The sequence below is a fragment of the Pseudomaricurvus albidus genome, from assembly GCF_018863235.1.
GTDB lineage: Bacteria > Pseudomonadota > Gammaproteobacteria > Pseudomonadales > Cellvibrionaceae > Pseudomaricurvus > Pseudomaricurvus albidus.
Map to the genome: position 1 here is coordinate 357,520 of NZ_JAHKRS010000003.1, position 23,480 is coordinate 380,999.

General features: G+C 54.3%; 17 protein-coding genes and 2 rRNA genes. 6 read left to right on the top strand and 13 right to left on the bottom strand.

Annotated features, from left to right (window positions below):
• Window positions 1-65 precede the first annotated feature (65 nt).
• The 6 genes from KOI40_RS08100 to grxD all read right to left on the bottom strand — a co-directional run bounded on the left by KOI40_RS08100 (window position 66) and on the right by grxD (window position 6,960).
• On the bottom strand, window positions 66-1,319 hold the full coding sequence (locus tag KOI40_RS08100; protein ID WP_216096991.1) for a glutamate-5-semialdehyde dehydrogenase: 1,254 nt from the start codon (window positions 1,317-1,319) through the stop codon (window positions 66-68).
• A gap of 125 nt (window positions 1,320-1,444) precedes the next feature.
• Window positions 1,445-3,610, bottom strand: coding sequence for a serine/threonine-protein kinase (locus tag KOI40_RS08105; RefSeq protein ID WP_216096992.1), 2,166 nt, complete (start codon window positions 3,608-3,610; stop codon window positions 1,445-1,447).
• A gap of 145 nt (window positions 3,611-3,755) precedes the next feature.
• Entirely contained in the window at window positions 3,756-4,538 is a 783-nt protein-coding gene (locus KOI40_RS08110; RefSeq protein ID WP_216096993.1) for a PepSY-associated TM helix domain-containing protein, read from the bottom strand.
• Complete coding sequence (locus tag KOI40_RS08115) at window positions 4,504-5,106, bottom strand: FMN-binding protein (RefSeq protein ID WP_216096994.1); 603 nt, start codon at window positions 5,104-5,106, stop codon at window positions 4,504-4,506. Before KOI40_RS08115 ends, KOI40_RS08110 begins: the two co-directional genes overlap by 35 nt.
• Before the next feature lie 71 nt (window positions 5,107-5,177).
• Window positions 5,178-6,395, bottom strand: coding sequence for a porin (locus tag KOI40_RS08120; RefSeq protein WP_233710107.1), 1,218 nt, complete (start codon window positions 6,393-6,395; stop codon window positions 5,178-5,180).
• Between the two features lie 241 nt (window positions 6,396-6,636).
• On the bottom strand, window positions 6,637-6,960 hold the full coding sequence (gene grxD, locus KOI40_RS08125) for a Grx4 family monothiol glutaredoxin (RefSeq protein WP_216096995.1): 324 nt from the start codon (window positions 6,958-6,960) through the stop codon (window positions 6,637-6,639).
• A gap of 322 nt (window positions 6,961-7,282) precedes the next feature.
• Between grxD and KOI40_RS08130 the strand changes: the two genes are divergently transcribed.
• Both KOI40_RS08130 and argF read left to right on the top strand, forming a co-directional pair.
• Complete coding sequence (locus tag KOI40_RS08130) at window positions 7,283-8,446, top strand: aspartate aminotransferase family protein (RefSeq protein WP_216096996.1); 1,164 nt, start codon at window positions 7,283-7,285, stop codon at window positions 8,444-8,446.
• Between the two features lie 36 nt (window positions 8,447-8,482).
• A complete protein-coding gene (gene argF, locus KOI40_RS08135; RefSeq protein ID WP_216096997.1) occupies window positions 8,483-9,394 on the top strand; it encodes an ornithine carbamoyltransferase in 912 nt (303 codons plus the stop codon).
• A gap of 86 nt (window positions 9,395-9,480) precedes the next feature.
• On the opposite strand, the gene ggt is transcribed toward argF, so the two are convergent.
• Window positions 9,481-11,256, bottom strand: coding sequence for a gamma-glutamyltransferase (ggt, locus tag KOI40_RS08140; protein ID WP_216096998.1), 1,776 nt, complete (start codon window positions 11,254-11,256; stop codon window positions 9,481-9,483).
• Between the two features lie 159 nt (window positions 11,257-11,415).
• Between ggt and KOI40_RS08145 the strand changes: the two genes are divergently transcribed.
• Entirely contained in the window at window positions 11,416-13,689 is a 2,274-nt protein-coding gene (locus KOI40_RS08145; protein ID WP_216096999.1) for a TIM-barrel domain-containing protein, read from the top strand.
• A 3-nt stretch (window positions 13,690-13,692) separates the two neighbouring features.
• Here the strand turns inward: KOI40_RS08145 and KOI40_RS08150 are convergent, their stop codons facing one another.
• On the bottom strand, window positions 13,693-16,299 hold the full coding sequence (locus KOI40_RS08150) for an efflux RND transporter permease subunit (protein ID WP_216097000.1): 2,607 nt from the start codon (window positions 16,297-16,299) through the stop codon (window positions 13,693-13,695).
• A 379-nt stretch (window positions 16,300-16,678) separates the two neighbouring features.
• On the opposite strand from KOI40_RS08150, the gene KOI40_RS08155 reads away from it, so the two are divergent.
• Window positions 16,679-17,509 (top strand): FHA domain-containing protein, encoded by an 831-nt coding sequence (locus KOI40_RS08155; protein ID WP_216097001.1) that lies wholly within the window; start codon window positions 16,679-16,681, stop codon window positions 17,507-17,509.
• Window positions 17,510-17,570: 61 nt separating this feature from the next.
• Here KOI40_RS08155 and KOI40_RS08160 read toward each other — a convergent pair whose 3' ends face one another.
• From KOI40_RS08160 to mpl, 3 genes are read right to left on the bottom strand one after another with little or no spacing between them, the layout of a single operon-like run.
• A complete protein-coding gene (locus KOI40_RS08160; protein ID WP_216097002.1) occupies window positions 17,571-18,365 on the bottom strand; it encodes a tyrosine-protein phosphatase in 795 nt (264 codons plus the stop codon).
• A 41-nt stretch (window positions 18,366-18,406) separates the two neighbouring features.
• On the bottom strand, window positions 18,407-19,021 hold the full coding sequence (locus KOI40_RS08165; protein ID WP_216097003.1) for a flavin prenyltransferase UbiX: 615 nt from the start codon (window positions 19,019-19,021) through the stop codon (window positions 18,407-18,409).
• Window position 19,022: 1 nt separating this feature from the next.
• The gene (gene mpl / locus KOI40_RS08170; RefSeq protein WP_216097004.1) at window positions 19,023-20,414 is read right to left on the bottom strand and encodes a UDP-N-acetylmuramate:L-alanyl-gamma-D-glutamyl-meso-diaminopimelate ligase; all 1,392 of its coding nucleotides are present in this window, start codon (window positions 20,412-20,414) and stop codon (window positions 19,023-19,025) included.
• Window positions 20,415-20,664: 250 nt separating this feature from the next.
• On the opposite strand from mpl, the gene KOI40_RS08175 reads away from it, so the two are divergent.
• Both KOI40_RS08175 and KOI40_RS08180 read left to right on the top strand, forming a co-directional pair.
• A complete protein-coding gene (locus KOI40_RS08175) occupies window positions 20,665-21,927 on the top strand; it encodes a 6-phosphofructokinase (RefSeq protein WP_216097005.1) in 1,263 nt (420 codons plus the stop codon).
• A gap of 99 nt (window positions 21,928-22,026) precedes the next feature.
• Complete coding sequence (locus KOI40_RS08180) at window positions 22,027-22,800, top strand: hypothetical protein (protein WP_216097006.1); 774 nt, start codon at window positions 22,027-22,029, stop codon at window positions 22,798-22,800.
• 223 nt (window positions 22,801-23,023) lie between these two features.
• Here KOI40_RS08180 and rrf read toward each other — a convergent pair.
• Both rrf and KOI40_RS08190 read right to left on the bottom strand, forming a co-directional pair.
• Window positions 23,024-23,139: ribosomal RNA gene (gene rrf / locus KOI40_RS08185) — 5S ribosomal RNA — on the bottom strand.
• Between the two features lie 246 nt (window positions 23,140-23,385).
• Window positions 23,386-23,480, bottom strand: a 23S ribosomal RNA gene (locus KOI40_RS08190); the annotation flags it as partial.

Below are 23,480 nucleotides of genomic sequence, written 5' to 3' on the forward strand. Positions count from 1 at the left end.
TTTCAGATCCATGCAATTCAGAACGATCAAAGGCAGACTGCGGGACAAGATAATTCACTGTGCGCCTAGGTACGGATGTGGCCATCGCCAAAGACAACGTATTTCTGCGACGTCAGCCCTTCCAGCCCAACCGGACCACGGGCGTGAATTTTATCCGTGGAAATACCGATTTCGGCACCGAGACCGTATTCAAAACCATCGGCAAAACGCGTTGACGCGTTGACCATGACCGAGCTGGAGTCCACCTGAGCCAAAAACTTTCTCGCCCGGGTGTAATCTTCAGTGACGATTGCTTCGGTGTGACCAGAACTGTACTGAGCGATGTGATCCATGGCCTGGGCCATGTCGTCCACCACGCGAATCGACAGCACTGGCGCAAGATATTCCGTGGCCCAGTCTTCTTCAGTGGCCATTTCGGCGTCGATGATGGCACGGGTGCGCTCACAGCCACGCAGCTCTACCCCTTTCTCACCATAGGCTTGTGCCAGGCGAGGCAAAATTTCCGGAGCAACCGCGGCATGAACCAGCAGGGTTTCCATCGCATTGCACACGCCATAACGGTGAGTTTTGGCATTGAGGGCAATATTGAAGGCCTTTTCCAGATCCGCCTTGTCGTCAATGTAGACATGGCAAATACCGTCCAGGTGTTTGATCACAGGCACGCGGGCATCGTTACTGATGCGCTCGATGAGCCCCTTGCCGCCGCGGGGCACGATCACATCCACAAACTCAGGCATGGTAATCAGTTCACCCACCGCAGCGCGATCGGTGGTTTCAATGATCTGAACCGCGGCTTCCGGCAGCCCCGCCTTGGCGAGCCCCTGTGCGATACAGCGGGCGATGGCCTGATTGGAACGAAACGCTTCACTGCCACCGCGCAAAATGGTGGCATTACCGGATTTCAGACACAGGCTGGCCGCATCGATGGTCACATTGGGACGCGATTCGTAAATAATGCCCACGACCCCGAGAGGCACACGCATTTTGCCCAGCTGAATCCCACTGGGACGAAAGCTCATATCGGTGATTTCACCACAGGGATCAGGCAATGCCGCCACCTGACGCAGGCCTTCGATCATGCCATCGAAGCCCGCCGGCGTGATTTCCAGGCGATCCAGCAAGGCATCGTCGAGGCCATTTTCCCGACCTGCCTGTAAATCTTCGGCGTTGGCCGCCATCAGCTCGGCTTTTGACGCCTGCAGGGCTTCTGCCGTGGCCAGCAGGGCGCGGTTTTTGTCTCCGGTGGTTGCGGCAGCAATAGCTCGGGATGCTTCACGGGCTTTGCGACCGACTTCCGCCATATAGGCTTTAACGTTCATGGGCTTCCAAAGGGTCTACCAAAAATGAAAGGTTGCCCCATCACAGGGCAAAGGCTGGGATCATTATACAGAAAGCTGCCGCGGGATGTGAGGCGCAATCTACGCCATCGCCAGCCAATTCGTCCTCACAGCTGCGGAGGGTGACTGATTTCAAACACCGACGAACCCAGAAGGCGCCCCTGAAAGGTCAGATCGACCCGGTACACCCCATCTTCAAAGGCCTGTTGGGTGCGCTCAAAACTCAGAAATTGTTCACCGCGGGGCTGGTTGATGGCCACATCCACCTGGGCCAGTTCTATCTGCCGATCCTCCTCAAACAGATGCGCGCGAACCACTGCGGCGCCCGGCTCAAAGTTTTCGTAGGTAAACCCGACGTGCAACTCGCCCATGGCGGGCAAAAAGTGCTCTTGAGGCTGATCTACCCCCATCAGTGACTTGTGACTCACCAGGACGCGGGCAATTTTAGGCCGGGAAGCCGCCAGAACCGCTTGTTCGTTCCTGAGTTTCAGGACCTGCAAACGTTTGCTGGCAGGGAAATACATCAACGCCCTGGCAATTTCCGCGCGGGCATCGTCCCAGTCCTGCTGCTGCACTCGCAACTCCACCCGCTGGATCAGCCCGTGTTCAATATCCGCCACGGCCTGCCGGGCCTCAGAATTGTCGCTGTCGAGCTCCAACACCTGGCGCAGAGTGACGAGTTCATTGGCATTCACCGGCATCAGTACATCCCCCAACAGGCGCTGGCGACGGGCTTTCTCCAACAATTGAGCCACCTGCTGGCTGACCGACACCTGCGGCTCGGACACTGGCTGAGCGGCTGATTCGTCCACCTCATCTTCGGCTGATACCTCTTCGAGCTCGCCCTCCTCGGCGATCTCTTCGGCCTGCTCTTCTTCTATCTCAAAAGCCGTCAGAACCCGCTCAACATCGGAATCAAACGTCAATCCGGAAGGGTCCAGGGATGCTTGCGCAGCCTCCGACACCAGAGCGGAATCATACTCTGAGGGACCCGAGCTCATGGCCAGAGCCATGTCCGGCCCGGTTTCAGTGTCTGTTTCGGTGTCCGCTTCAACCTCTGCGTCAGCTTCCGACCCGGAAGCCGAGATCATTTCGGCCAACATGTCTTCAGCCAGCGCAGGCAGACGCTGCTCCAGGGCCGCAATCGGTTGCAGCCGTTCTTCCACCGGCAACTGCTGCTGAAAGTACACGCCATAACCGATGGAAGCAGCGATGCCCACCCCCACCCACCAGGGCCACGTGCTGTTGCGGGACTTTTCCTCAGGTACGGACTCACTGTCACCGTGGCGGCGATTGAACTGCCCCTGATAACCCGCGTCACGGGTATCTTCATACCCAGCCTGATTGCTACCTTCCTCAATCACCAGCCGCTTCAAGGTAGGCACTGTAACCGCCATGGTCGGGGCGCTGTCACTGCAGACGGCACTGGCCTGTGATGAGTCGCCATGCTTGAACAGACTGAACTCCAGGCTCTCCAACTCGTCTTGCGGCAAAGCGTCCAGGGCTGTCACAAAATCCCCACCGCTTTGATAGCGATGCTCAGGGTTTTTCGCCAACACCCGATCCAGTATCGGCTGGAAAACCCTCAGCTCCCACGGCAATCTGGGAACCGGTTCAGACACGTGCTGCACCCCCACTGCCACGGCAGAATCTGCGTCAAAGGGCACCCGCCCCACCAACAGTAAATACAGCACCACCCCCAGGCTGTAGAGATCCGATCTTGGGTCCACCCCCCAGCCCCGGGCCTGCTCCGGGCTCATATAGTGGGGCGTTCCCAGGGTGGTGCCAGTCTGGGTCATTCCGGCCAGGCCGCCGGACGGGCGGGCTATGCCAAAATCCATCAATACAGCGCGCCCGCCTTCGGCATGCAGCATGATGTTGTCGGGTTTGACGTCGCGATGCACATAGCCTTTGCGACCGGCAAAGTTGAGCGCCCGGGCAATGTCTTTAACCACAGCCAGACGTCTCGACAGAGGCAGGTTGTAGCGAGCCTGTTTAAGGTCGAGACCGGGGATGTATTCCATGGAGAGATAGTGATGATCGCCTTCAACACCCACGTCGTACACCGTGACGATGTTAGGGTGTACCAAGCGACTGACAATGCGCGCCTCGCTGATAAAGCGCTCGGTGAAAGCGGCGTCTTCCGCCAGGTTGGGAGCCAGTATTTTAAGCGCGACTTCCCGCTCAAAACTCTGCTGAATGGCCAGATACACCTCAGCCATCCCTCCCTTACCCAAGGGCCTGACGATGGAATATCCGGGAATCTTGATCATGGAAGCACTATCAACATACCATCAACGCTCTGGGCAGAAACACACATCACGGTTTCCGATACCCTCTGATTCAATGTGACATTCATCCGTGACGTACAGTTTGAAACGTTATGCCGCGAACCGGCCGCAGAGTCAACCGCCGCGATCACCAGCGATGCTTGCGGCGCCACTGCTGGTACCAGAGCATAAATCCGCTGAACGCCAGAAACAGCAACAGGATGGCAGCCAAGTCCACTAGCCAGACCCCCAGACGACCACCGATGCGCCCGCTGTGCAGATCCAGCATCACCCTCTCCCAGGATAACTGAACCCCCAACTGTTCGTGCATCAGCCGATCTCTTAATTCGTCCGGCAGGGCTGCGGGACGACTCCAGTCCACTGAGGCATCCTCGCGAGGCTCCCAGCGCACCTGTTCAAGATCCGCCTGCACAGTTTGACCGTTGTTCAGGCAAACTTCTCCCGAGCACTGTCCAATAGCGCTGAGCGGGACGGGCAGCTCGTAAGTCTCCCCAAGTCGTTCAAGCAGATCGCCGTCGGGCGTCAGCAACAGCAACTCGTGGGAACAGGCGACGACCAGCCAGCGATCCGTCAACACCCCGCCCACCAGACGCTGGCGACACTGGGCTGCCTGTTGGCCATTGAGATAGACATAGCCCTGATCATCGCCACTGAGCCAGCCATCCCCCACCGAAAAACTGGTCAGTTCGGGCGCTTTCACACCGTAATGCTGCAACAACCAGGCCTGACGTACAGGAAGGCTGCCCAGTCCCAGATCGCTGGTGTGATTCAGAAGAAAACCGGTGATGGAAACCACAACCACGATGAGCGCGGCGACAACGCCCAGGCGTCGATGCCAACGCCAAAAAAAGGGGCGCCAGGAGAGCAGTCGGGATTTAGGGCGCGGAGGCCTGTTGTTTGATGTCTTCATGGACGATTGATGGGTCTGGATCCGCTGAGAAAGGGGTCAATTGGTGACAGAAAAGCGCCAGTGTAGCGATTTTCGTCATGGCCCGCACGGACAGAGTGGCACCGGTGATGCCATCAATGTTGCCGTCCAGCCTCGGAGGCTGTTCGGCGGTCAATTTCAATTGCTGAAACTGACGGGTAAAAAACGGGTGGCGAACCTCTCCGCCGCGGCTTTCCCGGTATTCCATGACCACCACATCGTCGATCTGGTCACCGTCGACAATCACGCCAAAGGTAATGGGCATTTCCTTACCCACTTCTTCGAACACCCAGACGGTACGCTGCTCATACCCCCAGTAACGCACCCGGAGCGATCGAAAGCTGCGTCCCAAAATGGCTTCCATAACCTCTCGCTGTGGCTGAGTCACCCAAAGGGTTTGCCACTCGACCGACTGTTCGGGAAACGCCTGCTGGCGCAATTCATCCAGCGAGACATAACTGCCCTTTTGGGCGTGAACATCCATCGCCCACAAGCTCCCCAACAAAGCCAGCCAATGCATCCAGACAGGGAAGGATTGTCGAATCATCATGGTTCTCTCACGCATAAAACCTTAAACGACATAGGGGCGCCCATGCGCCCCTATGCCTTCGGTTGTTCCGATCAGTAGAAAGACCAGCCCACACCCAGATTCAGAGCATCGCCATCGGAGCCATTGCTCTCGCTGACAAAGTCGGTGTAGTCAGCTTTCAGTACCACCGTTGGGGTCAGCCAGTAATTCAGACCGTACTCCCACACTTCGGTATCATCAGAACTGCTCAGGCCTGCCTCATTGTTGTACTCACTGTAGCGAGCAAAAAAGCCCAGCTTGTCAGTGGCCTTGAATGAAGGCTCGATGTACCAGCCATCCTGCTTGTCTCTGCCGGTCAGCTCAAAACCATCGCCGTCCACATCCCACTGCGCCCACAGAGCACGTACGCCGAAAGGTCCGGCATTGTATATGGCATGCGCTTCGGTCAACCAGGCAGACGCCTCACTGGCGGCACCCTGAGTGATGTCCTGTTGATACTGCACGGTTGCCGCCAGCTCCAGACCGGGAACGCCGGTGTACTTCACACGGCCGGTGTAGGCCAGATCTTCCGCTGTAGCTTTGGCAGACTTCTGACGACCACCGCGGATCGAGCCGCCATCGTCGGTTTTCAGACCGCTGTGCAGTGCCAGGTTGTAGCTCAGGCCAGGCAGCAGCTCACCCTTGGATTGAGCACCGGTTTCCCACCAGGTGGTCGGAATGATGTTTTTCTCAACCAGGTTGCGCTCGGTACCGTAAAAGGTGTCCGGCTCGTGAGTTTCATTAAGGATACCCACAGGAATCAGGAACTGACCAATCTGGGCGCTGTGATTGGCGGCGTAATCCCACTCGATATAGGCCTGTTCCAGCTCCACTTCACCCGGCTTGTCGTCTCCAGACAGACCGTGCTCAATTTCCAGCTCGGAGAAGAAGCGAACATCGTCGCTGAATTGATGCCCCAGGAACAACACAAAGCGGTGCGCATCTACCTGGTCATCTTTGTCCTCAAAGCGGTTAAAGTGGTGCTCGCCGTAGCCGCCAATCTTGGTTTTTTCTACCCAATTGGCCACTTTGTTGAGAGTCTCACTACCTACGACACCTTTCTCAACCGCGTCGGCGGTTGCCGCCACCTTGACCTCGGTCTGCTGCAGCTTGGCGTCAGTCTGCCCCAACTGGGACTTCAGAGATTTGATTTCCGCCTGTTGCGCCTGGATGATTTGCCACATTTCTTCCAGTGATGGCGTATTGTCCGCCGCCTGTGCAGTCGCTGCGACCAGACCAATAGCCGTCGCCAGTAATGATTTCTTCAACATACCCCCTCCTTAACCAATTGTTTTATGTACTGTGCAGTAAAGAATTCTTGCGTTTGAAACAGCCTTTCTCTCACCCCCCAACAGATGAGTCCCGACAAAGGCGACGCGAACATTAAACTAACTGATAGTAATTATCAATACCAATGGTAAATAATAGTTATGAACAGTATTTTTGAGCCATAAAAAAACCCGCCAATGGCGGGTTTTCGGGGCTTGCAAGCCGGGCGGTTAAGCTTTGACGTTACTCCGCAGGCGTTGCTGCCGATTCGATCAGGGTTTTCAGCTCACCGTTTTCGTGCATCTCAGTCACGATGTCGCAACCGCCAACCAGCTCGCCTTTTACCCACAACTGCGGGAAAGTCGGCCAGTTTGCGTACTTGGGCAGGTTGGTGCGGATATCCGGGTTCGACAAAACATCCACGTAGGCAAAGCGCTGGCCGCACTCCATCACCGCCTGGGAGGTACGCATGGAAAAACCACACTGAGGGGCGTTGGGGGAGCCTTTCATATAAAGGATCACGTCGTTTTCTTCAATTTGCTGCTTGATGGTATCCATGATGTCCATAGAAAGTACTACCTCGGTTGTCGTCAGTGGTTCATATCGGCCATATTAATAGCCTTTGTTCATCAAAGGCGGCACCGTAAAACCCAGTGTCGCACTCAAGTATTGCAGTATTCTACCGCAATCTCGCCATGACCGTCATCCATCCAGCGTGACACCGCTCCGCAGCTGGCCCCTCAGCCATTGCCAACCCCGATAATTGCTTATAGTATTTCCCTCTTACCTCAGGCAGCCAGCGCTGCCTGTTTTTATTTCGGGATCAAAATTTTGATCCCGACACGCCTATTTTGATTTGAGCCCTATACAGGCATTGAGGAGTAACACCATGGCCACCACAGCCCTGATGAATACCTACGGCGAGCGCAAGCTTACCCTGGTGAAAGGAGAAGGAGTCTATCTGTGGGACGACCAGGGCCGACGCTATCTTGATGCGCTCAGCGGTATTGCCGTCTGCGGTCTGGGGCACAGCCATCCCGGCCTGACAGCAGCCATCAGCGAACAGGCTGGGACACTGCTGCACGTGTCCAATTTATACAACACCGAGCCTTCACAACAATTGGCCGATCTGCTGCGCGCAGAAACCGGCATGGAGAATATGTTTTTCTCCAATTCCGGCGCAGAAGCCAATGAAGCGGCCATTAAAATTGCCCGCAAGTTCGGCAATGATCAGGGCATCCAAAACCCGACCATCATCACCATGAACGGCAGCTTCCACGGTCGCACCATGGCCACCCTGACGGCAACCGGGAACCCCAAGGTGAAAGAAGGCTTTACGCCGCTGCTTGAGGGTTTTATTCATGTGGATTACAACGATATCGATGCACTTAAAGCCATCGACAACAGCGATGTCGTTGCGATTCTGGTCGAGCCGGTACAGGGCGAAGGTGGCGTTAAAGTCCCCGCGGACGATTATCTGGTTCAGCTGCGCGAGTTGTGTGATCAGCGCGGCTGGCTGCTGATGCTCGACGAAATCCAGACCGGTAACGGTCGTACCGGCGAGCTGTACGCATTCCAGCACACGGGAATCATGCCGGATGTGCTGACCACAGCCAAAGGATTGGGCAACGGCCTGCCCATTGGCGCCTGCATGGCATATGGCAAGGCTGCGCAGGTGTTGCAACCGGGCAATCACGGCTCGACCTACGGCGGCAATCCGCTGGTGTGCCAGGGCGCCTACACCGTGATTCGCACCCTGCTGGACGACGGACTGATCGCCAATGCCAAAACCATCGGCAGCTATTTGCTCGACGGTTTTAACCGCGAGCTGGAAGGTGAAGCCAAAGTACAGAATATTCGCGGCAAAGGACTGATGATCGGCATAGAGCTGACCCAGCCCTGCGCCGAGCTGGTGGGAGCCGCGGCGGAAGCCGGCCTGCTGATTAACGTCACAGCCGGCAATACAGTCCGTCTGCTGCCACCACTGATTACCACCGAGGCCGACGCCGATCAGATTATCGCAATCGTCAGCCAATTGATTCGCAATCTTTAACGATTGATACACTCCTAAATTTAAGAGGGATCCAGCATGTCAGTCAGACATTTTTTGACATTGCGCGACCTAACCCCCGAAGAGTTGATGCAAATCATCAACCGGGCCATTGAAATGAAAGCCCTGCACACCCAGGGCGGCGCCGGCGAGCCATTTAAGAACAAAGTGCTGGGCATGATTTTTGAGAAGTCGTCCACCCGCACCCGCGTATCATTTGAAGCGGGCATGGCGCAACTGGGCGGTTCTGCGCTGTTCCTGTCTCCCAGAGACACCCAGCTGGGCCGCGGCGAGCCGATCGAAGATTCCGCGCGCGTACTCTCGCGCATGGTGGACATGGTGATGATCCGCACCTTTGAACACGAGAAAATTGAACGTTTCGCGCAGTTTTCCCGCGTGCCGGTGATCAACGCCCTGACCGATGATTACCACCCCTGTCAGCTGCTGGCCGACATTCAGACTTACGTTGAGCAGCGCGGCAACCCGCAGGGAAAGACCGTAGCCTGGGTGGGGGACGGCAACAATATGTGTCACTCCTACATCAATGCCGCGGCCATGTGCGACTTCAAACTGAACATCGCCTGCCCTGAAGGTTTTGATCCCGACCCTAAACTGGTGGCCGAACACGCCGACCGGGTGACCATCACCCGCGACCCCAAAGAGGCCGTCAAAGACGCAGATTGGGTAGCAACCGATGTCTGGGCCTCTATGGGACAAGAGGAAGAACAGAAAGAACGCGAAGCACAATTTGCCGGCTATCAGGTGAATCACGAAATGATGGCGCTGGCTCACGATGATGCGATCTTCATGCACTGTCTGCCGGCTCACCGCGGTGAAGAAGTCAGTGCCGAGCTGCTGGAAGACGAATCCATTTCCGTGGTCTGGGACGAGGCGGAAAACCGTCTGCACGCCCAGAAAGCACTGATGGAGTTTCTGCTGCAAAGCTGCTGAGCTTAAACCCGCTCTAACTCCATGAAACGCCCCTCACCGGTATTCACCTGAGGGGCGTTTTTGTTTAGCAGCCTGAGTCTAACGGCCTAATCACTTTCGGGCACCGGCACCGCGCCCGCATCCGGCTTGCGAGGGTCTGCAGCGCCCAAAAACACGCCCTGTCTGGTCGTCACAGACTGAGCACTGCCCATCGTCGATACCTGTCTTAACTTGTAGCCCTGCTGCCTCAATAGCGCCTGAGTATCCGGGCTGAAACCCGGCTCCATAAACAACATGTCCGGTTGCCACTGATGATGAAAACGGGGGGCACTGACGGCCTCGGCAACGTTCATGTCGAAGTCAATCATATTGGTAATGGTTTCCAGCACCGTGGTAATAATGCGACTGCCTCCCGGACTGCCCGTCACCAGAAACGGTTCACCATCCCTGAACACCAGCGTCGGCGTCATGGAACTGAGCGGACGCTTGCCCGGTTCAATCTTGTTGGCTTCAGCACCGATCAAGCCATAGGCGTTGGGCACACCGGGTTTTGCGGAGAAATCGTCCATTTCATTGTTCAGTATGATGCCGGTACCGGGCACAGTGATGCCGGAACCAAACGAGAAGTTCAGTGTGTAAGTGTTCGCTACCGCATTGCCCTCAGCATCCATGATGGAATAGTGTGTGGTGTTATGGCTTTCAGTAGCCAGCGCAGCACCGGGTAAAATGTCACTGGAAGGCCTCACCTTGTCAGGCGCGATCTGATCCGCCAGCTTGCGGGCGTAGGCCTTGTCCGTGAGTTTGGCTACCGGTACCGTGACATAGTCAGGATCACCGAGATATTTACTGCGATCGGCATAGGCGTACTTCATGGACTCTGTCATATGATGGATCGTGGCCGCACTGCCGGCTCCGAAGTCCTTCAACGGAAAGTTTTCCAGTATATTCAGCATCTGCACCACATGAACGCCACCCGAGCTGGGCGGCGGCATGGAGGCAATCTGATAACCGCGGTAGTTACCCACCACAGGTTCACGCTCCACCACGCGATAGTTTTCCAGATCCTCATGAGTAATCAGCCCGCCGTTGGCGGACATCTCAGCCACAATCCTGTCGGCAATTTTGCCCTTGTAAAACGCATCGGCGCCATGCAATAAAATTTGTTTCAGCGACCAGGCCAGATCCGGCAGGCGCAGCAGCTCGCCCGCCTTGTAAGGGGAGCCATCGGGCTTGTAATAAGCATTCAGAGACGCCTTATTGCGCTGCAAGTGGGAAGCGCCGGCCAGCTTTTCCGCCAGATCGTGAGTCATGACAAACCCCTGCTCTGCCTGACGAATGGCCGGAGTGAGCACTTGCTTAAGCGACAGTCGTCCATAGTGTTGCTGGGCATGAATCAGCCCAGCAACCGTACCGGGCACCCCGGCGGACAGCAGACTGAAACGCGCTCGGGCAGGGTCTACCTTGCCGTCGTCATCTAAAAACATGTCCCGTGTCGCACCGGAAGGTGCCATCTCGCGATAATCCAGCGCAACGGTTTTCTTCTGATCCGCCAGGTAGATCATCATAAATCCGCCGCCGCCCAGATTGCCGGCACGCGGTAGTACCACCGCCAGCGAAAATCCCACGGCAACCGCGGCATCGATGGCATTGCCTCCGGCAGCGATGATCTCGGCCCCAACCTCACTGGCCAACCGGTGCTGTGTCGCCACCATGCCACGCTCGCCAATCACCGGATGGTGGATACTGTCATAGCGAATAATCGGTTCGACGTCTGTCGCCAGCGCAGTCCACGACACTGAAGCGCAGAGAGAGGCAACTGCAAGGGAGCGAAGTGTCGTTTTGGAACAAAGGCTGGCCAGCCTCAATGCAATTGAAAACGTCATAGACAAGACTCTTAACCTGGCGTTGTGAACAAGTATGTGTTGGTGATGAACCCAGTGCACATTATCACCACAAGGGGTCAACGCACTACCGGCGCGTCACTGACGATCACCAAACAGCTATGATAACCTGTGATTTACTTCAGTTCACAGGTCAGAACATTGTCCAGAATATTGCTCAGTCGGCTGTTACGCCATCTCGCCCTGCCCACTCTTCCCTTACTGCTTACGGCCTGTGAGCCGCCCCCCGAAAGCAGCGGCCTTGAAGCAGTCTACGACGGCTCGCGCTATCAGGTGCGGTTGCAGCAACAAAGGATCAGTGTTTTTGATCACCAGCTGCAGGAAACCATCTTCGCGTCACCGGTAAGTTCATTTATCAGTGCGCACCAGACAACCCTGAGCGCGCCGACAAAAACAGCAACGTCAAAAGAACAGCCGCTGGGCCTTCCTCTGACAACCACAGCGCAGAGCTGCACTCAGGCGGTCGTGGATAAAGTGGAAACCACCCGTGAATCTTTATTACTGGCAGGCCACTTTACTTCAGAGGGATGCTCTACTCGATTTAACCTGAACTTTGCACTCGAAGCGGATCAGCTGCTACTGACAATGGCGACCACCGACGAGACTTACAATCACCTGACACTGGGATTCGATGCCCCTTTGCAGGAAACCGTTTTCGGTTTCGGATCGCAGGCCAGCCTGCTCAACTTTAAGGGCAGAGAGGTTCCCGTATGGTCTCGCCAACAGGGCATTGGCCGCGGTGAGCAGCCCATTTCCACACTGGTTGAAGAACAAACCCCTGGTGCAGCCGGCACCGACCTCAACAGCGACATGGCGCTGCCCTACTTCTTGAGCAGCGCCCGCTACAGTGTGTTTCTGGATCACGCCGGATTCAGCCATTTTGATTTTCGCCAGCGCCACAGCACCTTTATCCACAGCTACACCAACACACTTAACGTGCGCCTCACCAGTTGCAACCAGCTGCTCGAATGCATCAGCCAATACACCGCTTTCAGCGGCCGTATGGCGGGCCTGCCTGAGTGGACGCAACAGGGTGCCATCGTTGGTCTTCAAGGTGGCAGCGATAAGGTTTTGAGCCACTACCAACAGCTCAAAGACCATCAGGTCCCGGTAGCGGCACTGTGGCTGAAAGACTGGCAACAGGTCACGTCCGACGGACAACCACGCTATCCAGACTGGAAAACCTTGCGTAAAACGTTGCAGCAAGACGGTGTGCGGCTGCTTGGATATGTCACCCCCAATCTGACTCATTCAACGGCGCCGGATCTGTATCAGCAAGCCCGGGACAAAGGCTATTTGCTCTCGCTAAGCAGCAAAGCCAGTGGTGAATCTGAAACAGGTGTGGTCGACCTAACCAACCCGGACGCATTCAAATGGCTGAAGGGCATCATCAAGAAACAGGTCAAGGCCCGTCAGCTTGCCGGCTGGTTTGCAGATCTTCCCCAGCCACTGCCCATGGAGGCAAGGCTGCACAATGATCAATCACCCATACAGCTGAACAATCTGTTCGCACAGGAATGGGCGCGTCTAAACCACGAAGTAATCAGCGAGCTGAAGATGAGCGAAGAGGCTCTGCTGTGGATGCGCAGCGGATTTACCAACAGCCCGTCACTGGTGAGTGCATTTTCTGCAGCCGAGCAAAACACCAGTTGGGATGCGCACGACGGTCTGCAAAGTGCAGTCGTGGCGATGCTCAACAGCGGCATCAGTGGACTATCCATCAGCCATACGGACACCGGCGGCTACACCTCGATGCAGCAGGCCATTCCCAATCTGGCCCAATGGCTGCTGCCCAAAGATCTCACCCTGCCCCAAACTGACAGCAACTCCAGCGACAGCCCCAGCTTTGCCCTGCACCGCTCACCCGAGTTGCTGCAGCGCTGGATTGAACTCAGCGCTCTCACCGGCTTGCTGAGAACCGAAGAAGGCTTAACTCCGGCAATCAATGCACAGGTCTATGACTCACCTGAACTGCTTGAACATTTCGCTGACAATATCCGACTCTTTCAGGCATTAACGCCCTACCGCAAGGAACTCATGCAGGAAGCTTCGGATCAAGGCTGGCCACTGGTGCGCCACCCACTTCTGCATTTTCCCAATGAGCAGTATTTCGCCAAAATGCCCAGTACCGATCTGCAATTTATGCTGGGCGAGAGCCTGATGGTCGCACCCATGCTCACTCCGGTTCAACAACGACAGAAACGGCAGGTATTTTTACCCAAAGGTGAGTGGATTGAAGTGACTACCGGGAAAACGATTCTTGCCGGCAAGAAAGGAAAAATGCTGCACATTAATCCACCCGGGAATCAGGCAGCCCTGTATCTGCAAAACAACGAACGCAGCCGGGAAATGATTATTCCGGCACTGCAACAAGCGGGGTTTATTCCCGCTGTTACACCGCCGGTTGCAGAGTAGAAACTAGCTGGAAGACGCCTGACCGACCTGTGGAGTCCGCAGGTCAGCTTTGGGCTTTCCCATGGGCTTCACCCACAGAATCAGGCATGGCAGCAGGGTCAATGCAGCCAGGATTGCCGCCAACATCGCGAAGCTGGTCAGTAAACCGAAGTAGATGGTCGGGATAAAGTTTGACAGCCCCATCACCGAGAACCCGGCAATAATGATCACCGAGGTGTAGAACATTGCACGCCCAATGGATGCGTGTGAACGATGCATGGCCGCGTGGTAATCGCCATCCACAGCAAATTCTTCTTTGAAACGGTGGATATAGTGGATGGTATCGTCCACACCAATCCCCACCGTAATAGCGGCAACGGTAATGGTCATCATGTCCAGCGGAATACCTGCCAGCCCCATGCCTCCCAACACCACAGCCGCAGCCAACAGGTTGGGAATGATCGCCAGCGTGGCGAGCAGCAATGAGCGAAACAGCACTACAAACATCAACATGATGCCGACAAACACCGCCCCCAGAGTCACAATTTGGGAGCTGTAGAGACTTTGCAGCATATTGTTATAGAGCACCAGCAGGCCGGAGATATGCACGTTTTCCGGTGCGAATCCCAGCTCATGGGTAATGTGATGACGAACTTTTTCCAGCAATTCACTGCGGTTCAGGCCGGGGTAGGTTTCCATCACCCTCAAAGTGATGCGGGTTTGATTCGCCTCGGCAGCCAGATAAGGCTCAATCAAAATGTCGCTGATGTCTTTCGGCAAGGATTTTTGCAACAGAGCCAGTTCAAAGTCATTCAACGCCGAACCGTTAACATCATTGGCCACCTCATAGGCCGTCGCCAAAGACTGCACCTTGCCCACTTCCGGCAGAGAATCCAGATAATCGTGAACGCTTTTGACTTCTTCCAGCCCGGCCACGGTAAACCAATGATTGACCGGCGCCGCAGAAGAATCGCTCTGCTCTGAAAAAGGATCGGCTTCGGCAAATGGATCGTCACCGCCGGGTATCGCGAAAGGATCAGCCTCGGCACCGCCTACCTCGGCAAACGGATCCTCTTCATCGCCAAAACCCTGTCCAGATGTGTCGTCCATCTTCGGCGCATCTAGCACAATATCCAGAGTGATGGTCCCGCCCAGATTTTTATCAATGACGGACATGCCCTTGTAGATTTCCGTGCTCTTGTGGAAGTAATCAATAAAGCGATTTTCCACTTCCAGCTTGCTGACCCCGTAACCACTCGCGACAGCCAGCACCACACTTAACCACAATACCAGGCCGCTGTAGCGCTCGGTAAAACGTGAGAACACCAGGGTAAACGCGGCCTTGCCACGCGCCGCGTCTCTCGCCTTACCTTTGGGCTCACCTTTCGGCAGGATCATCAACCCCGCCGGAATCACTACAAACGACAGAATCAGAGACACCGCCAGCCCCATGGTCATCATCCAGCCAAAATCGATCACCGGGCGAATATTGCTCACTACCAGTGAGATAAAGGCCACCATGGTGGTCAAGGTCGCGTAGAGACAGGGACGCGCCATAAACGACACGGTTTCCATCACCAACTCTGACAGAGGCGTGTCGGGCTCCTCGGCGTGGTATTCGCGATAACGCACCAGAAGATGAATGGTAATGGCCAGAGAGATAATTAACTGCAGGGCGACAAAGTTGGACGATATAACGGTCAGACGCCAGTCAATCCAACTGAGAAAGCCCAACATGATCACAACCGCCGCGGCTGAACTGAGCAACGGTAAAATCACAAAACGTTTCTGCCGGAAAATAACCGCCATTACAATGATCATCAGCAGCAACACCCCCACCCCGAAGGTTTTCAGGTCACTGTTAATGAAATCGATCATATCCGCGGTAATCATGGTGGCACCGCCGACAAAGATCTGCGCGCGGTCCTGATAGTCCGCAACGATCTCCCGCACCTGCTCTACCCGCTGGTGATCTTCAGCCGTCACCTGGGTTCGGTAATCGCGAAACTCGCGGGTAATCTGTTCCAGCTCCGCCTCTTCCGCCGGAGTCAGTCCTTCCTGATCGCGCTTCAGACGCAGAGTGTCGCGATGGCGAACCATCTCGATATAGCGGTTGTTGACTTCCAGATTCAGCATAATGGCTGTGGTCTGTCCGTCGGGACCGAGCAGCATTTCCTTGTAGATCGGGCTGGTCAGATACTCTTGCTTGGCCGCCTGCCGGTCAACCCCAGGCGTTAACAGGGTTCTGGGCTCGCTGATGTCTCCCAAAGAAACTTTCGGACTGTACAGCAATGGAGCGTCCAGCATCGACAAGGTACTGACAACGCCAGGCACTTGGGACAATTCTGCAGAAAGTTCCTGCATCAATTGAATGGATTGATCAGAAAAAAGATCCTGCTGGGGACGGAAGGTAACAATCAGAAAATCACCGCTTTGATAGCGCTGATTCATTTCCCGAAAATAATCCAGATCGGCGTCGTGTTCCAAAGTCAGGGAATCCGATGAAGCATCCAGTTTGAAATTCGGTAAACCGCTTGCCATTCCCACTGTCAGCAGAGCAACCAATATCAATGCTAATCGGGGACGCTCAATCACAAATGAGCGGTACAAACTGACCAGTTTCTGAAACATATTTTCGCCTTGGATCGATCTTGAGCCGTCGTCCTGACAGCCCTATATAAAGCTGTGTATTATGAGTAAATCACTCGCAAAAGGGAAACTGGAAAGGCTGCCATATACCTGTGCAGCAGAAACATTTGTGGTCAGTTTGCGCCAGCCCACCCGGTTTCGTTCAGTTTTTAACCAATTGCCTTTCGCACGCCCCACAATCAGCCGGGCCGCCAAACTGGGAGGCCCGGCTGATTGTTTGTATAATCCCTGCGACGGCGTCTACTTTTAACAGGGCACCTCTCTTGACGCCCCTCGTAAAGTTACCAGGACACATAATGGACACATCAGTACTGCATCCCCCACTGCCATCTTGTTCCTGCAGCCTTACCTCAAACGTGTCATGCTGAAGATTCAGTTTAAAGACCAGCGGCAACCGCCGATCTGGATCATCGAAAAGCGTTACACCATTGGTTCGGCGGCGGACAATCACCTCAGCGTCGATGAAGACAGTCTCGACAAACTGCACGCGCGCTTAATTACCGCCAACAACAGCCTTTTCCTGAAGGACAACAACAGCCGGCAGGGCTGTTATGTCAACGGACAACGCATCACCGAAAAAGAACTGCTCCCGGGCGACACGATCCGCCTGGGGGATATTGAATTCGACATTCTCGATCCACTTGAAGGCAGTCAACTGTCTTCCAGCCCAACAACATCCGACAACAGCCACTGGCTGCTGGTTGCAGACAGCGGTTCACTCGCCGGTCAGGAATTTGTCATCTCGTCGGAACGTTGCACTATGGGTCGCAGCAGTCACTGTGACATCAGTATTTCTGCATCCCAGCTCGCCCGTGAACACGCCGAATTCACGATTGAAAACCATCAGCTTCACATTCGTGATCTGGGTTCCAGCAGCGGCGTTTATGTCAATGACGAGCGAGTCCAGAAAGGAATTATCCAATCCGGCGACAAAATCAGACTCGATGTATACCGTTTTCAGGCCATTGGACCGGATACCGGTGAGCGCAAGCGACGAGTGCTCCCAGCTCCACAACTCGTGGAGAAAAAGTCCATCGACACCAGCGCAAAACAATGGAAAACGAAACCCACCTCTCCCGGCAACCGCACTGAACCGGAACCCCGAAAACACGCACCAACATTGTTGCTGTTAAGTCTGCTGTTATGTGCTGCTCTCACTGCCGTGTTGGTGTATTTGTTGCTGGCCGACTAGATCTCTCCAACCTCTCTTCGGCCCATTGCCTCAAGTCCTGCATCCAACTGTACGGCAACGCTTACTCGTTTAGATACATCTTGCGAAAGACCTGCAAATCGCTATCACTGAGCTCAAGACCCTGTTGCAGATAACGCTCTACACTGCCATAACCGGATTCGACCCCCTCAAAGAACGCTTCAATGTTATCCTGGTGAACACCACAGTAGGGCAGTAACCAGCTGCGCTCCCACTGCTCCACCCTGGCGTCCCGCAAATGCTGTTCAACTGTCAGCATCAGCCCATCGATATCAAAATATTCCTGCGTCAACAGATAGTCATTCACGACCGTCTCTCTGGGTACCCCTAGAGCAGAGAGTATTAATGCCGCCGCCAAGCCGGTTCGGTCCTTGCCAACGGAGCAATGAAAAATACTGGCGTTGTCGCCATTGGCCAACAAAGAGCGGAACAACCGAGCATAATGCGGTGCCACATCCTGCACACAGGAACGATAGGAGCCCACCACCAGGTCATGAGCACTCTCTGCCGTCAGCTGCTCCGATGCCATGTACTCCCAAAATTTCGACATACTGCCAATAGACATGGCGTAATCGTTGTAAAATTCAGCCCGCAGGGATTGGCTGGGATTGCGCTGTTGCTCATCTTCGCGACGAAAGTCATGAACGGCGGTAACGTTCAGGTCGGCCAACGTCTCGATATCCTGTTCCGTCAGATTCGCCAGATGACCGCAGCGAAAGATTTTTCTCCAACTGACTTCGCGCCCATCATCGGTGACATAGCCACCTAAATCCCGGAAATTAATCCCGCCTTCTAATGGCAGCAATCGTGTTGGTACATTCAATTCATCAGCGCTCATTGGCTTTACTCACTACGTGTAAATTCAGTCCACACCGGAGGTTAGTCCTCCCCCCAACGCGGCATAATGTCCTGATCGATCCCGCACTGATCCAGGATACGTCCCACGACAAAGTCCACCAGATCTTCGATGCTACGGGGACGATGATAAAAGCCCGGGCTCGCAGGAATAATCATGGCTCCCATGCGAGTGAGTTTAAGCATGTTCTCCAAATGGATTTCCGAATAAGGCGCTTCACGGGGAACAAGAATAAGGGGACGGCGCTCTTTTAAGGCGACATCCGCCGCACGTTCAATAAGGTTATTACTGGCACCACAGGCAATCGCTGACAGGGTTCCACCACTGGCGGGACAAATAATCATTTTGGCCGGAGAGCTGGAACCGGAGGCCACCGGAGAAAACCAGTCCTTTTTCCCCAGCACTACCAACTGATCTTCATCGGCGCCGTAACGCTCTGATAAAAATGCCTGCTGCTCTTCGAGACCATCCGGCAGTGTCAGTTTGGTCTCCGTATCGATCACCACCTGCGCTGCACTGGACAGCAATAGATAGACCCGGCAATCGGCGGCCAACAAACACTGCAACAAGCGCAACGCATATTGGGCACCCGATGCCCCGGTGATCGCCAAAGTCACGGTTTGCGAATACACACTCATCTCAGGATTCCTCCGTCGCAATGGTTTGTAATTGCGACAACAGTTTTTGGTGAATTCCGCCAAAGCCGCCGTTGGACATCACCACCACATGAGCACCCGGTTTGGCCAACGCCAGACAAGCACTGATCATGTCGTCCACACTGCTGACCAATTGCGCCGATTCACTGGCATCGACCACGTCCTGCAGGGACCAGCTGACATCATCTGGCTGCAACCAGAGTACATGATCAGCTTTCGCCGTCGCAGCCGCCAATTGCGATTTGTGCATACCCATACGCATGGTATTGGATCTTGGTTCAATTAACGCAATGATCTTGTCACTGCCCACCCGAGCCCGCAATCCGCTCAAGGTGGTTTCAATCGCAGTTGGATGGTGGGCAAAGTCATCGTACACAGAGACACCGGAGACATTGCCCAGACATTCCATCCGACGCTTTACCCCCTCAAATCGAGACAAAGCCTGTACGGCAATCTCCGGTGTAACGCCCACATTGCGAGCCGCCGCGGCCGCGGCCATACCGTTACGCACATTGTGCAAACCGGTATGAGACCAGTCCACTTCACCGGCACACTGACCGTCATACCAAAGCGCAAAACGAGAGCCATCGTCACTCAGCAACTGAGCTTGCCAACCACCGAGGGGCGCAGATGAGTCGCCTTCCTGCACCGAGGTGCGCACTAACGGTGTCCAGCAGCCTTTTTCCAGCACCTCGTCCAGAGCTGGCTCATTGTCCGGCACCACAATCAGGCCATTACCCGGCACAGTGCGAATCAGATGATGAAATTGAGTCTGGATTGCCGCCAGGTCGGCAAAGATATCCGCGTGATCAAACTCAAGGTTATTCAGCACAACAGTTCTGGGGCGGTAATGAACAAACTTGGAACGCTTGTCAAAGAAGGCGCTGTCGTATTCGTCGGCCTCCACCACAAAGAAGGGACTGCCGCCGAGACGGGCAGAGGTTTCAAAGTTGCGGGGCACACCGCCAATCAGATAACCAGGCTCCATATTCGCGTATTCCAGCACCCAGGTGAGCATCGAGGCAGTGGTTGTCTTGCCATGAGTACCAGCCACCGCCAATACCCACTTATCCTGTAACAAATGATCACAGAGCCATTGCGGCCCCGACGTGTACGGCAATCCTTGATTAAGAACCGCCTCGACCACGGGGTTACCACGACTCATGGCATTGCCGATCACGACCAGGTCAGGCTCTGGAGTGAGCTGTGCAGGATCGAAGCCTTCGATCAATTCGATACCCGCCGCTTCCAGCTGAGTACTCATAGGTGGATAGACATTGGCATCCGAGCCCGTCACTTTGTGGCCCCGGGCTTTGGCCAACTGTGCCAGGCTGCCCATAAAGGTGCCGCAAATACCTAGAATATGTATGTGCATAATGATCACTCTGTCGATTTCGGTTAGCTTATCATGGCTGTTAAGAATCTATCCAACCGCAACCGCCAAACCTGAAACTCCTTCCCGCGGCGCGTGTTCATACTGTCGCAGAATCCACCCGAAACGGTGAATTTTCGATCAGATTCACGTATGATGCGCGCCTTTCATTTTGCTTACACCCACCACCAGATCTACAGTCAATAATGACCCACCCTCTGCTGGTACTTATTTAACGTTAAGGTTACCGTTCATGGCCAAGAAAAACGCTTTCTATGCACAGTCCGGCGGCGTGACTGCCGTCATCAACGCTTCCGCCTGTGGAGTGATTGAAACCGCCCGCAAACACAAGAAAGACATTGGAAAGGTCTATGCTGGCCATAACGGAATCATCGGCGCCCTGCGTGAAGAACTGATTGATACCAGCAAAGAGTCCGCCAAGACCATTGCCGCCTTGCGTCACACCCCGTCGGGGGCATTCGGTTCTTGTCGTTACAAACTGAAGAGCCTCGAAGAAAATCGCGCAGAATATGAGCGCCTGATCGAAGTCTTCAAGGCGCATAACATCGGCTACTTTTTTTACAACGGTGGAGGAGACTCCGCCGATACCTGCCTGAAGATCTCGCAACTGTCGGAGACCATGGGTTATCCCATCCAGGCTATCCATGTCCCCAAAACCGTCGACAACGACCTGCCATTTACCGACAACTGCCCGGGCTTTGGCTCTGTGGCCAAATACGTCTCCGTCTCGATTAAAGAAGCCGCACTGGATGTCGCCTCCATGTGCGCCAGCTCAACCAATATTTTTATTCTCGAAGTCATGGGACGTCATGCCGGATGGATTGCCGGCGCCAGTGGACTGGCAGCCGAGCAGGAAGGTGATGCTCCCCATATCATACTCTTCCCTGAAATTGCCTTCGATAAAGCCAAGTTTTTGAAAAAGGTAAAAGCTACCGTTAAAAAACACGGCTTTTGCGCCATCGTTGCTTCAGAAGGCGCTCGATACAAGGACGGTCGTTTCCTGGCGGACTCTGGCCAGGTAGACGCCTTTGGTCATACCCAACTGGGAGGTGTCGCACCAACTCTCGCTCATATGATTAAAGATGAGCTTGGCTATAAATATCACTGGGCTCTGGCCGATTACTTACAGAGGGCCGCTCGTCACATCGCCTCGGCAACCGATGTCGAACAGGCCTACGCAGTCGGTGAAGCCGCTGTCGAAATGGCCATTGCCGGCAAGAATGCCGTCATGCCAGCCATTGTTCGCGGCAAAGGCAAGAAATACAAGTGGACCATTGAAGAAGCCCCGCTCGAACAAATTGCCAATGTGGAGAAAATGATGCCTCGCGATTTTATCACTCGCGATGGTTTTGGTATTACTGAAAAGGGTAGAGCTTATTTCGAGCCATTGATTCAGGGAGAGGATTATCCTCCTTACAAGAACGGCATTCCACAGTACGCTCGACTGAAAAAGGTCATGGTAGAGAAGAAGCTAAAGCGATCATTTAAGGTCTGATCCTTCACGTTTGGGGTAACGTAAGGAGCAATCAATTAGAGGTACGACTCCTTGCGTTACACAACAACTCTCACTCTCTCTGCCCTATGGCTGCTCCCAATGCAGCCACATGCATGTACTGACACAGTCTTGCCAGCAGACCACATCACCGTGGCCGCCCCTTTCTATCCCACGTTCAGTGAACCGGAAGGCAGAGGCGTATTTTTCGAAATAGTAAAAGAAGTCTTTGAGGCTGAGGGATATAAGATTATTACCTGTATCCTGCCCATACGACGCAGTATCCGTGATCTTCAGCGTGGCAAGATTGACATGTATCTGACGGACTGGGAAAAAAGCTACTTAACCCCAGCCCCTCTTTATCAACCAGACAAGCTTCATACTCCAAACATTCCTATCTCAACCGAATTTGTTAGTGCTGCGATTACTGCGAACAACGCCTTTTACCATCAAATACAAATTAACCATTCAATTCCTCATACTTTGTTAAACAACACACACCAATTGATAGCCTGGAACAAAGGCTTCGACTACCAATACCTCTTTGATCTTGAAGAATCGAGCTATCAGGTTGTGGATAGCGTCAAGCAAGGACTGCATATGTTAAAAGGAGGGCGTATTGAGTTATACCTTAACGATGACGACAACATCAGTATTGCCCTAAATAGCCAGACAGAACTCGAAGCGTCTGACTTCCGCATCATTCCCCTTATCGAACAACAACTCTATCCGGTTTTCCAAAACACTGAACGCGGGCACCAACTCGCCGAACTCTATGACCGCAGAATGGAAGCCCTACTGGCACAAAAACGCATACTCGAGCTCTACCGTCAGGTTGGCTACGACTACCAACCTGAACTGCCTGAAGACCGTTAGCGGAGCACCGTTCTTTTTCACTCTCTGCACTAGCCAGCCACTCCCGCAGCCCCAGAGCGCGCCATAAACACCACAGCTGCCCGCAGCACACGCTCACAAACACCCAACCATAAAAAAGGCCCACCAGCGAAGCCAGTGGGCCTTAGATATGCTTTCAGCCAGTTTTAAACCCCGGATAAAGAAAAACCCCTGACCGTTACCGATCAGGGGTTTTAGATTTAAAGGCTGACGATGACCTACTCTCACATGGGGAAGCCCCACACTACCATCGGCGATACTTCGTTTCACTTCTGAGTTCGGGATGGGATCAGGTGGTTCCAAAGCTCTATGGTCGTCAGCCAAACTGGTTTGGGTGTGTGCCGGTCTTATGACAAGATTCGAGATCCTGTCGCCTCACGCACGCCAAATAGGGTGGCGGATTGCCCTCCAGGGAAGGAGGGTAAATCGTTTTTGCAGGAGCAAAAAGCGATTCAAAAGTTGTTTAATTCAATGCTGTTCTTGTGTGTGTCTTTCTTTGTCTGTAGCGAACTACAGTCACATATCTGTCCGGTGCACTGTCTGCGAACATCCAGTTACATCAGTTATATGGTCAAGCCTCACGGGCAATTAGTACTGGTTAGCTCAACGCCTCACAACGCTTCCACACCCAGCCTATCAACGTCGTAGTCTTCAACGGCCCT